This is a genomic window from Saccharomonospora glauca K62, from assembly GCF_000243395.2.
In the GTDB taxonomy this organism is placed as follows: domain Bacteria; phylum Actinomycetota; class Actinomycetes; order Mycobacteriales; family Pseudonocardiaceae; genus Saccharomonospora; species Saccharomonospora glauca.
The window spans coordinates 1905697-1918403 of the sequence record NZ_CM001484.1 but is presented as its reverse complement, the minus strand read 5'-3'; the positions used below and the strand labels follow the sequence as shown (position 1 = coordinate 1918403).

Genomic DNA, 12707 nt, shown 5'->3' with positions numbered 1-12707 from the left:
CCGAGTAGGTGAGGAGTGAGCGGGTATGGACCCGTGTGTGGTCCTCTCGGGAACGAACCCTGCTCGTGACGGCGCGAATGATCCCGCAGCTCGTACGGCATCCCGTGTGGCGGGTGGGTGGACCTCGCGACGGGGCCGGGCAAGGAGTGCTGCTCGTTCCCGGCTTCGGATTCGGTGACTGGAGCCTGCTGCCGCTCCGCTCGTGGCTGGCGGTCCGGGGGTACCGACCCCTCGGCACCCGCACCGGCCTGAATCTCGGGTGCACGACCACGCTGGTGGAGCGCATCGAGCGCCGGCTGGAGTACCTGGCCCGGCTCACCGGGCGCCGGGTGATCGTCGTGGGGCAGAGCCGAGGTGGTTGGCTCGCCCGGATCGCCGCCGTGCGCAGACCCGACCTGGTCCGGGGACTGGTGATGCTGGCCTCGCCCGTGCTCGACCCCCTCGGGGCCCACGCCAGCGGGGTCGAATTCGCCCGTGTCCTGGCACGGGCGTCCGCACGGGGCGTGCCCGGTCTGCTCGACGCCGACTGTCTGGACGGGGACTGCTACCGCACGAACCGGGCGCTGCTGCGAGCGCCCCTTCCTCGGCCGGTCGCGGCCGTGTCGGTGTTCTCGCGTCACGACACCGTGGTGCCGTGGCCGCTCTGCCAGGACCCGTGCGCCGACTGCGTCGAGGTAGCAAGCTCACACACCGGGATGGGCCTGGACCCGGAGGTCTACGCCCTGCTCGCCGAACGGCTCGCGCGCTGGAGCGCCGACCCCAGGCCCACGCCGTTCTCGGTGCGTTGAAGCGGACGGGCCGCCCCCGGTCACACCGGTGGCAGTGGGCCGACGTCCGGCTGTCGTCCGGGTCGCAGCCGGGCATGGACCTGGCCCGGCCCCGGCCCCCACCGAGCGGCGAGAACGTCGGCGACGAGACCAGTGGCGAAGGCGTAGACCGCCTTGTGCACGAGGTCGACGACGAGTTCGTCGCGCGGCCACGTCCACGGCGGAGCGCCGACCCCGGTGGCGTTTTCGAAGGTCTGGTCGTTGGTCAACCGCACTGCGTAGAACAGCAGGGACGACCACGGACCACGCAGTCCGGCTCCGGCCATCGTCCCGCGCATGACACCGAGCAGGGCCCCTTGTCCCAGGTGCATGGCAAGATTGCGCAGCCGGGCCCGGCGCCCGCGGGCGGCCGCGAGGCCGAGCAACCGTTCGAGCGTGCGGGCGGGCACGAAGGAGTCGGGGCGTCCGGTGATCCGTTGTTCCACTTTCTCGGCCACTGTCATGGCGGCGACTCCGGCCGCGCCGGCGACGACACCCACCGCGGCCGAACGCCCCCACGCCATCCTCACCTGTCGCACGGGCCCCTCGCTGACGTCGTGTGGAAGCGGGCGGGCCGGTCCGTCCACTCCCCGCGACGGACCGGCCCCGTGCCGCGGACACCGGACCTGCCGTTCCTCGCCCCGCGGCACGACGGGGAACGCCTGTCAGACTGCCTCGTCCGGGACGCCGGAGGGCAGGGTCGAAGGACCCCGATGCCGGGTGCCGCCGGGGTCATGCCGCGCTCCGCGCGTCCGGTGCCGAGGACGGCGCGACGGTGTCGAGCGCCGCATAGCACGCGGGGCACAGCAGCCAACCGTCTCGGACGGCGACGAGGGTGGCTTCACAGTGTTCGTGACACTGCGCGCAATGGAATTCGATCGCCTCGGCCAAACTGTGGAGATCCGCGTCGGGCCGCACCGGATAGGAGGTGAGAATCCCCACCGCCGTACCGTCGGCAAGCATGATCCGGTGATTCGGTTCCCCCACGACGTGGGCTCGATCGATTCCCACCGGCGGGATCTGCGGCGCCATGCTCATGGTGCCTGGCGTACCCCTGGCAGGGGGAGGCAAACAGCGCCGCGGACGTTGGTCCGTATCACCCGATCGATCCAGATGGGGTGCGGGCTTCCGAGATTCGACCCACCGTTTTCGGGCAGACCATCGTGGACACTCGATCCGGGGAAACGCGCTCAAGCAAGGTGTTGGGCGAGCCGGTCGAGGAACACTCGCTGTGCGGCCACGATCTTGGCCTTCGCTCGTTCGAGCTCGAACCACTCGACGTGATCGAGTTCGGGAAATTCCCGTACGATTCCCGACCCCTTCGGCCACTCCAACGGGAAGGTGCCGGGCACCACCGCGGCCGGGTCCAGGTCACCGTGCGCCGCGAACGCCGTCACGATCTTTCCGCCGGCTTGGCGTACCTCCCCGAGCGGCACCAGGTCTCCGTCCGGCGGTGGCACGCCGAGTTCCTCCGTGAACTCCCGACGCGCGGCGGCTTCGGGCGTTTCGTCGGGTTGGTGCTCCCCTTTGGGAACGGTCCACGCCCCCGCGTCCCGCCTCGCCCAGAAAGGTCCACCCATGTGGCCGAGCAGAACGCGGGGCGCGTCGTCGTCAACGCGGTACAGCAGGATGCCCGCGCTGCGTCGGGGGTGTCGTGGGGTCACCGGTGCACGGCGCTACGGCCTTCACCTCCCGCTCGCCCAACTCGCGGCGAATGCCGGGGCTCCATTTCGGACTCCCTCGGGTCTTGTATGGCGCTGCATCGAGCGAACCACGCCTTCCCCGCGTCCGCATCCGGACGTCACTGTGCGTGACCGTTCCCGTGCAACTCGTGTGAACGCGCGACGCCGTGGGTACCCGGCTCATGTCCGTTCACTGAACGTGAGGAGGGCGATGCGCTGTGACGGCTGAATCTTCGGCGTCCGGCGACAGCAGTATCCGGTTCCACCGCGACGCGCCGGCGATCGTGTGCGGGGAATGCGGATTCCGCACCGCCAGGGTCGCGTCGCTGGTGGACGCCACCGGGGAGGACACCGGCACCGTGGTCGTGTGCGTGCCATGTCGGGAACGCGAGCGTGCGCGGGCCGCCGCCGTCACCCGGCGCGCGGGGAACCGTGTCGGGCGTCCGGCCGTTCCGTCCCGCGGGCGGTGTGCTCCCGCGACACCGTCCCGGGCTCCCCGCCGCGCCTCGGGGCCCCGAGGCGCCCGCACGGAGTCCTTCGGCTCTGTTTCCGCTCGCACGCCGTGGTCATCGTGACGGCATGCGGGCACTACTGGTGTACGAGTCCATGTTCGGCAACACCCGCGCGGTCGCCGAGGCGGTGGCCGAGGGTCTGCGACGCCACGGCGACGTCGAGCTCGTGGAGGTCGGCGACGCGCCCGATGCGGTGGAGGACGTGGAGTTGCTGGTGATCGGCGCTCCGACACACGCCTTCGGCATGAGCCGCCCCACGACGCGTGACGACGCCGCGCAGCGCGCCCGTGCCGTCGGCACCTCACTGGTGTCACGTCGGGAGGGCGTCCGGGAGTGGGTGGCCCGAGTTCGGCTGCCGGCTCCGATCGGGCTCGCCGTGTTCGACACCAAGGTGGCCAGGCCGCGGTTGCCCGGTTCCGCCGCCAAGGGAATCGTCAAGTTGCTGAGAGGAGCGCCCGTGGACCTCCTCGCCGTTCCCCGGCACTTCCTGGTGGTCGACACGCTGGGACCGCTCGTCGACGGGGAGACCGAGCGGGCTCGGGAGTGGGGCACGGCTCTGGCGCGCCATGTGCCCGCGCGCTGAGGCGGAGCTCGGGGCGCTCACTCGGGCGAGGCGGACTCCAATGGTCCCGTGCTCGTGGCTCCGACGGGAGCCTCCTTGCCGGGATGGATCCACAGCACCACCTCGGCGCCTTCCACCGCCCCGGCGGCTCCGATGGGTCGTTGCGCCGTCACGATGCCGGACATCGGCAACTCGCCACCGTCCGGTGGCACCGGCTTCAGACCGGCCCGCCGCACGATGTCACACGCGTCGTCGGCGGCGAGGCCTACGACGTCGGGCACCTCGGTGACCGGGCGAGGTCCACGCATGCCACCAGTGTAGGACTCACGATCGCCGAGAGCAGGTCCCGCCGATCGTGAGTCCTCGACGTTCTCAGCTCGCGCGTTCGATCTCGGCGCGCACCTCGTCCATGTCGACCTGCTGCACCTTCTCGATCAGCTCCGCGAGCGCCGGGGCGGGCAGTGCGCCCGGCTCGGCGTAGAGCACGACGCCGTCCCGAACCGCGAGCAGCGTGGGGATGGAGGAGATCCCGAACGCCTGCGCGAGTTCCACCTGCGCTTCGGTGTCCACCTTGCCGAAGGTGATGTCCGGGTGCTCCTCCGAAGCCTGTTCGAACACCGGGGCGAACGCCCGACAGGGCCCGCACCAGGACGCCCAGAAGTCCACGAACACCGTTCCCGGTGCGCCGACGATCTCGTTGAAGTTCTCGCTCGTCAGTTCGACTGTCGCCACTTGTCTCTCCCTGTTGTCGTGGCCGATATCCGGAATCAACAGCAGGAAGGCCCGCACAATTCCGCACCGGGCGTGTCCGCAGGTTATGCACGCGTGTCCGCACTTCTCGCACGCGTGTTCGCACTTCTCCGTACACGAAGTGCGAACACGTGTTCACAGACTGCGGACACGAGTGCACAGGCTGCGGACACGGTGGGAGGGGGACCGGTTTCGGGGGTTGGTCGGTGGGTCATCCTCTGCGGAACGGGTCGCTGCCCACGGGAGGTGGCCGGTGGTCGCGAACGTCTTCGTGGTGGGGCTCGACGAGAACAACGCCGAGCTGCTGCACCGACTCCCCGGAGCGGAGGACTACCGATTCCACGCGCTGCTCGACGTTGACGAGGTGCGCATCGGCTACACGGACTTCCGGCACTGCCTGGCACGGGCCCGCCACCTGCTGGACTCCTTCGACGGCCCCATCGACGCCGTCACCGGCTACTGGGACTTCCCGGTGACGTCGCTGGTGCCGGTGTTGTGCGAGCGCTACGGGCTGCCCAGCACCAGCCTGGAGTCGATCGTGAAGTGCGAGCACAAGTACTGGAGCAGGCTGGAGCAGGCCGGGGTGGCCGACACGTGCCCCCGCTTCGGTCTGGTGGATCTCCACGCCGACCCGCCGCGGCTGCCCGAGGGCCTGGACTATCCGGTATGGCTCAAGCCGGTGAAGTCGGCGTCGTCCAAACTCGCCTACCGGGTCCGCCACGACCGCGAGCTCGCCGAGGCCGTCACCGAGATCCGGGCGGGCATCGGCACGGTGGGCGGACCGTTCGACGCGGTGTTGGAACGCGTGTCGCTGCCTCCGGAAGTCGCCAGGGCCGGCGCTCGGGCCTGTCTCGCCGAGGAGGCCGTGAGCGGGGCGCAGGTCACCGTCGAGGGCTACCGCCACCACCACGAACCGCACGTGTACGGCGTGGTCGACTCGGTGTGCTATCCCGGCACGTCGAGTTTCCTGCGCTATCAGTACCCGTCCACACTGCCGGAGGAGGCGGTGCGCCGGGTGTCGGAGGTCGCGAAGGCCCTCGTGGTGCGGTTGGGACTGCGGTCCACCACCTTCGACATCGAGTTCTTCGTCGACACGGCGACGAATCGAGTGTGGGTGCTGGAGGTCAACCCGAGGCTGTCGCAGTCGCACGCGCGGCTGTTCGAGGCGGTCGACGGAGTGTCAAACCTGCATTGCATGGTGAGTCTCGCCCTCGGCCGGGACCCGCGGATGCCGTATCGGGAAGGGCCGGCCGCCGTGGCCGCGAAGTGGTTCCTGCGCAGGTTCACCGACGGAATCGTGCGCCGTGTGCCGAGCCCCACCGAGATCGCCGCCGTCGAACGCGATCTCGGGGGCGTGTGCGTCGTGCTCACGACGGAGAAGGGGGCCCGGCTGTCGGAGCAATACGCGCGCGACAGCTACAGCTACGAGTTGGCCGACATCCACGTCCTCGCGAACAGCGAGCGAGAACTGCACGACAAGTACGAGCGCTGCGTGTCCGCGTTGCGTTTCGAGATCGACGACGTCTGAGCGGGAGGTTCCACCGTGCGCACCGTCACCTCGCTACCCCACGAAGTCCGCAGGGACGACCACGTGTGGATTCCGTTGTCGGACGGCACTCGCCTGTCGGCGCGGGTGTGGCGGCCGGTGTCCTCCGACGACGTCCCGGTGCCCGCGATCCTGGAGTTCATCCCGTACCGCCTGAACGACTTGACGGCGCAGCGCGACTCGATCCACCACCCGTACCTGGCCGGGCACGGCTACGCGGGGGTGCGTGTGGACTTGCGGGGCAGCGGCAACAGCGACGGCATCCTCGCCGACGAGTATCTGGAACGCGAGCTGGCCGACGGCGAGGAGGTGCTGGCGTGGTTGGCGGACCAACCGTGGTGTGACGGCACCACGGCGATGATGGGCATCTCCTGGGGTGGGTTCAACGCCCTGCAGATCGCGGCGCGCCGCCCACCGAGCCTGAAGGCCATCGCGACCCTGTCGTCCACCGACGACCGTTACGCCGACGACGTGCACTACATGGGCGGCTGTCTGTTGTCGGACAACCTGTCGTGGGCCTCGACGATGTTCGCCTACAACTCGTGCCCGCCGGACCCGGCCGTGGTGGGTCCTCGGTGGCGGGACATGTGGCGGGAGCGGCTGGAGCACTGCGAGCCGTGGCTGGTGGAGTGGCTGCGCCACCAGCGTCGCGACGACTACTGGCGGCACGGTTCGGTGTGCGAGGACTACGCCGCCGTGGGGTGTCCGGTGCTGGCCGTGAGTGGCTGGGCCGACGGGTACTCGAACTCCGTCTTCCGGTTGTTGCGCCACCTGAACGTGCCGCGGAAGGGCCTGATCGGGCCGTGGTCGCACAAGTACCCGCACCTGGGCAGGCCGGGCCCCGCCATCGGTTTCCTCCAGGAGTTGGTGCGCTGGTGGGACCACTGGCTCAAGGGCGTGGACACCGGGGTGATGGACGAGCCGATGCTGCGCATCTGGATGCAGGAGAGTGCCAAGCCCGCCACCGCGTACGAGCAGCGTCCGGGCCGCTGGATCGGGGAGCCGTCGTGGCCGTCGCCGAACGTCGTCCCCACCGAGTTCACGCTCCTGCGCAACCGGCTCGTCGCAGAGCCCGTGCCGGGCGACGCCGACGAGGAACCGCTCACCATCGAGTCGCCGCTGTCGGTGGGCCAGTTCGCGGGGAAGTGGTGCTCGTACAACGCCCCGCCCGACCTGCCCTACGACCAACGGGAGGAGGACGGCGGGTCGCTGGTGTTCGACACCGACGTGCTCACCGAACGCCACGAGATCCTCGGCTCGCCGGTGGTGCACCTGGAGTTGAGCGCCGACCGGCCGAACGCGATGGTGACGGTGCGGCTGTCGGACGTCTCGCCGGAGGGCCGCGCCACGCGCGTGAGCTACGGCCTGCTCAACCTCACCCACCGAGACGGCCACGACCGCCCGCAGCCGCTCGAACCGCACCGCCGTTACCGCGTGAGCGTGCCGCTGAACGGGGTGGCGCAGGCGTTCCCGGCGGGCCATCGCATGCGCATCGCCGTCTCGACGTCCTACTGGCCGTTGGCCTGGCCGCCACCGGAGCCGGTGCGACTGACGGTGTTTCCGGGCCGAAGCTCGGTAACGTTCCCGGTGCGGCCGGTGCGGGACGACGAGGTGAGTCCCGGGCCGTTCGACGAACCCGAGGGCACGCCGCCGACACCCACGCAGCGCCTTCGTCCCGGCGACGGGCGCTGGACCGTGTCACGGGACCTCGTGAACTACCGGTCGGCGTTGGACGTCGTGAAGGACCTCGGTGTGCTCCGGCTCGACGACATCGACCTCGACGTGCGCAGGCGGGCCGACGAACGCTACGAGTGGGTCGCCGACGACTTCGAGTCGGCACGCGGCAGTGTGGACTGGACCATGCGGTTCACTCGTGGGGAGTGGGACGTCGCCACGGTCACCCACACCACGCTCACGTGCACGCCCACCGAGTTCGTCGTCCACGCCCGCCTGGACGCCTACGAGGGCACGCAGCGGATGTTCTCCCGGAACTGGCACACCTCGGTGCCCCGCGATCACGTGTGAGGGTCCCGCAGCGTGCGCGTGCCGTCCGGCGCGCGCCGGGTACGGCCCTCGGCGTCGAGGCGTTCGAGCAGCGGTACGGCGACCCTGCGGGTGGTGCCGAGGGCTCGTCGGGCCTGGCTGACGGTGAACGGTTCGGGCAGCTCGGCCAGCACCCGCACGGCTTCGTCCAGCGCGTCGGGGGCGAGCACCACCCCGTCGGCGACGCGCAGCAACCGGCCCGCCCGCTCCGCGGCGGCGAGCTGCTTCGGACCGAGCCCGATCTCGGCGAGGTCGCCGGCCTCGGGCGCGGCGAACGAGTCGCGGGCGAGTCTTTTCTCGACGACGCGCACGGCCCGCTCCACGGCGTCGGGCAACCGGGGTGTCCACGCGGGATCGGTCACGACACCGTCGCGCACGCCCAGCCCGGCCTCGGCGAGGGCGGCGGCGAGCAGCTCGTCGGGAACGTCCAGGGTGCGGCGCAACGACTCGACGGGGAGGCCGGCCGACACCGGATGGCGCTCCCGCCAGTCGGCGAGCAACGCGGCCGCGCGCTCGGCGAGTCGCCGTGGCAGTCCCTCGGCGACCGCCCATCGACCCACCCGAGCGCCCGGCACGGCCCAGCCGAGCGCGTGCAACTCGGCGGCGGAGACCACTCCGTGCCGGCGGACGTACGCGGCGGCGGGATCGCCGTCGGCCAGCTCCTCGGCCCGCTCCCGCGCCGCTCCCCTGCGCCGTAACGCCGGTGGTCGGGGGTCCAGGACGTCGAACCCGGCGGGGACCCGGTGCTCGCCCGGATCGCGCAGCAGCCCCCGGTCCCCGGCCCGCAACGGCAGTTCCCCGGCGAGGGACAGCCGCGCCAGGTCGGCGCCCAGGGGGCGGACCCGGCAGGGTACGGCGGCGGCGCCGACGTGGGCGATCAGGTGCCGGTGCAGGCTCTCCGCCTTCTCCCCTCGCAGCCGGACGTCGACCTCGCGCGTGGCCCGCCACGCGCCGGGAGTGAGCAGGGCGTCACCTCGTTCGATGTCACGGTGGTCGACGCCCCTCACGTTCACCGCGACACGGGCGACCGCCTCCACGGTGTCGTAGGCACGCCCGAGCGACTGCAGTCCCCGCACCGTGCAGGAACGGCCGCCCGGCCCGAGTTCGAGCTCGTCACCCACCGACAACGTACCCGCGCCCAAGGTGCCGGTGACGACCGTGCCCGCGCCCCGGATGCTGAACGACCGGTCGATCCACAACCGCACGTCGGCGTCCCGGTCGGGACACGGCAGCCGCTCGCCCAGCGCGGCGAGTTCGGCCCGCAGCTCCGGCAGTCCCTCCCCGGTCCGCCCGCTGACCGCGACGGCGGGGACACGGCCGAGGCTTGTGGGGGCGAGGCGGTCGAGCGCGGCGGCGAGGACGGGCCTCGGATCGGCTCGGTCGGCCTTGGTCACGGCGAGCACACCGTGTCGCACGCCGAACGCGTCGAGCGCGGCGAGATGCTCGCTCGACTGCTCCCCCCATCCCTCGTCGGCGGCCACCACGAACAGCACGGCCGCCACCGGTCCGACCCCGGCGAGCATGGTGGGAACGAATCGCTGGTGGCCCGGAACATCGACGAACGCGAACGACCGGCCCGCGATGTCGGTCCACACGAATCCGAGGTCGATCGTCAGTCCGCGGCGGCGCTCCTCGGCCAGCCGATCGGGTTCCATCCCGGTCAGGGCCCGCACCAATGTGGACTTACCGTGGTCGACGTGTCCGGCCGTGGCTACGACGTGCATCGCGTGACGGCCTCCACCACACGGTCGTCGGCGTCGGGGGTGATCGCGCACAGGTCGAGCAGGCAGCGGTCCCGCTCGACGCGTCCCACCACGGCGGGCTCGGAGGTGCGCAGTCTTCGCGCGTAGTCGACGGGCAGGCTCACCGCGGCGCTGGGCAGTTCCACGCCCGGCGCGCCACCACCTCCCACGGCGGCCACGGTGGACACGGCGACGGCGTCCACGCCCCGGCGGGAGAGCACGGCGGCGAGCCGTTCCGCGCGGGCCCGCAGCGTCTCGGGATCGGTGTCGAGGAACCGCCGCACGGGTGGCGCGGGACCGCGCACGGTGGCCTCCAACGCCGCGAGCGTCAACTTGTCCACCCGCAACGCGCGAGCGACCGGGTGCCGTCGCAGCCGCCGCACGAGCTCGTGGTCTCCGAGGATCAGGCCCGCCTGGGGGCCTCCGAGCAGTTTGTCGGCGCTGGCGGTGACCACGGCGGCGCCGTCGGCCAGCGCGCTCGCGGCGTCGGGTTCGTCGGGAAGCCGGGGATGCGCCCGCAGCAGCCCAGACCCGATGTCGACCACCACGGGCACGCCGAACCGCGCCAGCCGGGCCACCGGGACCTGTGCGGTGAAACCGCTGACCCGGAAGTTCGACGGGTGCACCTTGAGCACGAAACCGGTGTCCGGGCCGATCGCGTCGGCGTAGTCGGCCGGGTGGGTCCGGTTGGTGGTACCGACCTCCCGCAAGCGCGCCCCCGTGGCGGCCAGGAGGTCGGGGATGCGGAAGGAGTCACCGATCTCGACCAGCTCCCCCCGGCTGATCACGATCTCCTTGCCCGGCGCGAGGACGAGGGCGCACAACAGCAGCGCGGCGGCGTTGTTGTTGACCACGTGCACCCCGTCGACGCCACCCACCTCGGGCAGTGCCTCCGCCAACGCGGCGAGCGCGCCCCGGCCACGCCGGGCCCGGCGGCCCTCGGCGAGATCGAACTCGACGTCCGTGTTCCCCGCCGCGGCCCGCATCGCTCGCACCGCCGCTCGCGACAGCGGGGCCCGCCCCAAGTTGGTGTGGACCACCACGCCGGTGGCGTTGAGCACCTCCCGCAGCGACGAGGCGGTGGTGGGTAGGAGAGCCACGGCCTCGTCGGCGACCGCCTCCGGGGTGATCTCACCCGCCCGTGCGCGTTCCTGGGCCGTGGTGATCGCGCGGCGGACGAGCCCACGGCCGAGCTCGTCTGCGGCCTTGGCCAGCCGAGGTTCGGAGAGCAACGCGTCGGTGCGCGGGATGCGCCTGCGGGCGTCAGTTCCGGAACGCCCGGACTCGGCGGTGTCGGACACCTCCACCTCCTCCCGCGCACCGGTCTTGGCGGAGGCGAACGGGAATCGAACCCGCCAACGACGGTGTCCGTCGTTCAACGGTTTTGAAGACCGTGCCGGTCACCAGGCCGGAAGCGCCTCCCCGGAACATAACGACATCGTGCCAGCAAGATTCACAACGTGCAGCCCGACGCGACCGGGAGCAGCATGGTGACCATGGCTCACCGACTGACCCAGTACGCCCACGGAGGCGGCTGCGCCTGCAAGATTCCGCCCGGCGAGCTGGAGGACATCGTGCGGGGTCTCGCCGGCACCGTGCCCGCGTCCCCGGCCGGGGAACTGCTCGTCGGTCTCGACGGCGGCGACGACGCCGCGGCCGTCCGGCTCGACGGCGACCGTGCGGTGATCGCGACCACGGACTTCTTCACCCCCGTGGTGGACGACCCGTACGACTGGGGCCGCATCGCCGCGACCAACGCGCTGTCCGACGTCTACGCGATGGGCGGGACCCCGCTGGTGGCGTTGAACCTGTTGTGCTGGCCGAGGGAGACGCTGCCGTTCGAGCTGGCGACCGAGGTGTTGCGCGGTGGGGTGGAGGTCTGCGCCGAGGCGGGGTGCCATCTCGCCGGTGGGCACAGCGTCGACGACCCGGAGCCGAAGTACGGGTTGGCGGTCACCGGCCTGGCCTCGGCGGAGGCGTTGCTGCGCAACGACACCGGGCGGCCCGGACTGCCGTTGTCGCTGACGAAACCGCTCGGGGTGGGCGTGTTGAACACCCGGCACAAGGCGACCGGGGAGTCGTTCCCCGAAGCCGTCGAGGTGATGACCACCCTCAACGCCACCGCCGCGAAGGCGGCCGTGGCGGCGGGACACCGGTGCGCCACCGACGTCACCGGGTTCGGGCTGCTGGGTCACCTGTACAAGCTGGCGAGGGCCAGTGGCGTGACCGCGGTGGTCGACTCGGCCGCGGTACCGGTGCTGCCCGCCGCGCGCGTCGCCGTCCGCGAGGGTTACGTGTCGGGCGGGACTCGGCGCAACCTCGACTGGGTGCGTCCGCACACCGACCTGACGGCGGTGTCCGAGGAGACGGCGCTGTTGCTGGCCGACGCCCAGACCTCGGGCGGTCTGCTGGTGGCCGGGGAGGTTCCCGGTGCGCCCGTGATCGGTGAGCTGGTGCCGAGGGGCGAGCACGTCGTCGTGGTGCGCTGACACGGGGTTTCGGCACGGTTTGTCCGGCGCGGCGGAGGGAACGCGAAACGGGACGACCCCACCGCGAAGGAGGAGGCCCCATGGCCGAAGCGGACCGTGCGGACGGGATGGAGTTGCGCTCCCCCGCGTTCGAGGACGGCACGATGATTCCCGAGCGGTACTCCCGGCAGGGCGGCAACGAGGTACCGCCGCTGCAGTGGACCCACGTGCCCGACGGCACGGAGGAGCTGGTGCTGCTGTGCGAGGACCCGGACGCCCCCGGCGAGGTGTTCGTCCACTGGGTGATCACGGCGATTCCGCCCGACGTGACGAGTATCGAGGAGGCGGCGCCGAGCAACGCCGCGCTGGGCCGCAACAGCTTCGGTGATCTGGGCTGGGGAGGTCCGCAACCACCGGTGGGGGACACCGCGCACCGGTACTTCTTCCGCCTCTACGCCGCGGACCGCCCGCTCGGTCTGGGTGAGGGCGCGACGGCCGAGGACGTGCGTGCCGCGCTCGACGAGCACGTTCTCGCCACCGGCACGCTCGTGGGGCTGTTCGCTCGGTGACCCCCCTCGGCCGCGGCGGGATCACCG

13 protein-coding genes and 1 tRNA gene are annotated in these 12707 nt (G+C 71.5%); 6 read left to right on the top strand and 8 right to left on the bottom strand.

Annotated features, from left to right (window positions below; all coding sequences use genetic code 11):
* Positions 1-77 precede the first annotated feature (77 nt).
* A complete protein-coding gene (locus SACGLDRAFT_RS09300; RefSeq protein ID WP_157608912.1) occupies positions 78-788 on the top strand; it encodes an alpha/beta fold hydrolase in 711 nt (236 codons plus the stop codon).
* Positions 789-808: 20 nt separating this feature from the next.
* On the opposite strand, the gene SACGLDRAFT_RS09295 is transcribed toward SACGLDRAFT_RS09300, so the two are convergent.
* From SACGLDRAFT_RS09295 to SACGLDRAFT_RS09285, 3 genes are all read right to left on the bottom strand, one after another.
* Positions 809-1330 carry a hypothetical protein gene (locus SACGLDRAFT_RS09295; protein WP_005463919.1) on the bottom strand — a complete coding sequence of 174 codons (522 nt, stop codon included), beginning with the start codon at positions 1328-1330 and terminating at the stop codon, positions 809-811.
* Between the two features lie 208 nt (positions 1331-1538).
* On the bottom strand, positions 1539-1844 hold the full coding sequence (locus SACGLDRAFT_RS09290; RefSeq protein ID WP_040918834.1) for an LIM domain-containing protein: 306 nt from the start codon (positions 1842-1844) through the stop codon (positions 1539-1541).
* A gap of 152 nt (positions 1845-1996) precedes the next feature.
* Positions 1997-2470, bottom strand: a complete 474-nt coding sequence (locus SACGLDRAFT_RS09285) for an NUDIX domain-containing protein (RefSeq protein ID WP_005463915.1) — start codon at positions 2468-2470, stop codon at positions 1997-1999.
* Between the two features lie 597 nt (positions 2471-3067).
* On the opposite strand from SACGLDRAFT_RS09285, the gene SACGLDRAFT_RS09280 reads away from it, so the two are divergent.
* Positions 3068-3583, top strand: coding sequence for a flavodoxin domain-containing protein (locus SACGLDRAFT_RS09280; protein WP_005463913.1), 516 nt, complete (start codon positions 3068-3070; stop codon positions 3581-3583).
* Between the two features lie 17 nt (positions 3584-3600).
* Here SACGLDRAFT_RS09280 and SACGLDRAFT_RS09275 read toward each other — a convergent pair whose 3' ends face one another.
* Positions 3601-3870, bottom strand: coding sequence for a PASTA domain-containing protein (locus tag SACGLDRAFT_RS09275; protein ID WP_005463911.1), 270 nt, complete (start codon positions 3868-3870; stop codon positions 3601-3603).
* A gap of 64 nt (positions 3871-3934) precedes the next feature.
* Positions 3935-4294, bottom strand: coding sequence for a thioredoxin (gene trxA, locus SACGLDRAFT_RS09270; RefSeq protein WP_040919777.1), 360 nt, complete (start codon positions 4292-4294; stop codon positions 3935-3937).
* A 271-nt stretch (positions 4295-4565) separates the two neighbouring features.
* Between trxA and SACGLDRAFT_RS09265 the strand changes: the two genes are divergently transcribed.
* Complete coding sequence (locus tag SACGLDRAFT_RS09265; protein ID WP_005463907.1) at positions 4566-5840, top strand: ATP-grasp domain-containing protein; 1275 nt, start codon at positions 4566-4568, stop codon at positions 5838-5840.
* Positions 5841-5855: 15 nt separating this feature from the next.
* Complete coding sequence (locus tag SACGLDRAFT_RS09260) at positions 5856-7883, top strand: CocE/NonD family hydrolase (protein WP_005463906.1); 2028 nt, start codon at positions 5856-5858, stop codon at positions 7881-7883.
* Here SACGLDRAFT_RS09260 and selB read toward each other — a convergent pair.
* The 3 genes from selB to SACGLDRAFT_RS09245 all read right to left on the bottom strand — a co-directional run bounded on the left by selB (position 7874) and on the right by SACGLDRAFT_RS09245 (position 11065).
* Positions 7874-9625, bottom strand: coding sequence for a selenocysteine-specific translation elongation factor (selB, locus tag SACGLDRAFT_RS09255; protein WP_005463904.1), 1752 nt, complete (start codon positions 9623-9625; stop codon positions 7874-7876). The two genes, SACGLDRAFT_RS09260 and selB, sit on opposite strands and share 10 nt — an antisense overlap.
* Complete coding sequence (selA, locus tag SACGLDRAFT_RS09250) at positions 9613-10944, bottom strand: L-seryl-tRNA(Sec) selenium transferase (protein WP_005463902.1); 1332 nt, start codon at positions 10942-10944, stop codon at positions 9613-9615. Before selA ends, selB begins: the two co-directional genes overlap by 13 nt.
* Positions 10945-10970: 26 nt before the next feature.
* Positions 10971-11065, bottom strand: a tRNA-Sec gene (locus SACGLDRAFT_RS09245).
* A gap of 74 nt (positions 11066-11139) precedes the next feature.
* Here SACGLDRAFT_RS09245 and selD point away from each other — a divergent pair.
* Together selD and SACGLDRAFT_RS09235 are read left to right on the top strand one after the other, a co-directional pair.
* A complete protein-coding gene (gene selD / locus SACGLDRAFT_RS09240; RefSeq protein ID WP_040919774.1) occupies positions 11140-12132 on the top strand; it encodes a selenide, water dikinase SelD in 993 nt (330 codons plus the stop codon).
* An 80-nt stretch (positions 12133-12212) separates the two neighbouring features.
* Positions 12213-12680, top strand: a complete 468-nt coding sequence (locus SACGLDRAFT_RS09235) for a YbhB/YbcL family Raf kinase inhibitor-like protein (protein WP_005463899.1) — start codon at positions 12213-12215, stop codon at positions 12678-12680.
* The last annotated feature ends 27 nt before the right edge of the window (positions 12681-12707 follow it).

What these genes read in the sequence shown, in the direction of transcription:
- SACGLDRAFT_RS09275 (WP_005463911.1), bottom strand. Translation starts at nt 3,870, where the DNA reads ATGCGTGGACCTCGCCCGGTCACCGAGGTGCCCGACGTCGTAGGCCTC.
- SACGLDRAFT_RS09300 (WP_157608912.1), top strand. Translation starts at nt 78, where the DNA reads ATGATCCCGCAGCTCGTACGGCATCCCGTGTGGCGGGTGGGTGGACCT.
- selB (WP_005463904.1), bottom strand. Translation starts at nt 9,625, where the DNA reads ATGCACGTCGTAGCCACGGCCGGACACGTCGACCACGGTAAGTCCACA.
- SACGLDRAFT_RS09280 (WP_005463913.1), top strand. Translation starts at nt 3,068, where the DNA reads ATGCGGGCACTACTGGTGTACGAGTCCATGTTCGGCAACACCCGCGCG.
- selD (WP_040919774.1), top strand. Translation starts at nt 11,140, where the DNA reads ATGGCTCACCGACTGACCCAGTACGCCCACGGAGGCGGCTGCGCCTGC.
- SACGLDRAFT_RS09235 (WP_005463899.1), top strand. Translation starts at nt 12,213, where the DNA reads ATGGCCGAAGCGGACCGTGCGGACGGGATGGAGTTGCGCTCCCCCGCG.
- SACGLDRAFT_RS09295 (WP_005463919.1), bottom strand. Translation starts at nt 1,330, where the DNA reads ATGGCGTGGGGGCGTTCGGCCGCGGTGGGTGTCGTCGCCGGCGCGGCC.
- SACGLDRAFT_RS09290 (WP_040918834.1), bottom strand. Translation starts at nt 1,844, where the DNA reads ATGAGCATGGCGCCGCAGATCCCGCCGGTGGGAATCGATCGAGCCCAC.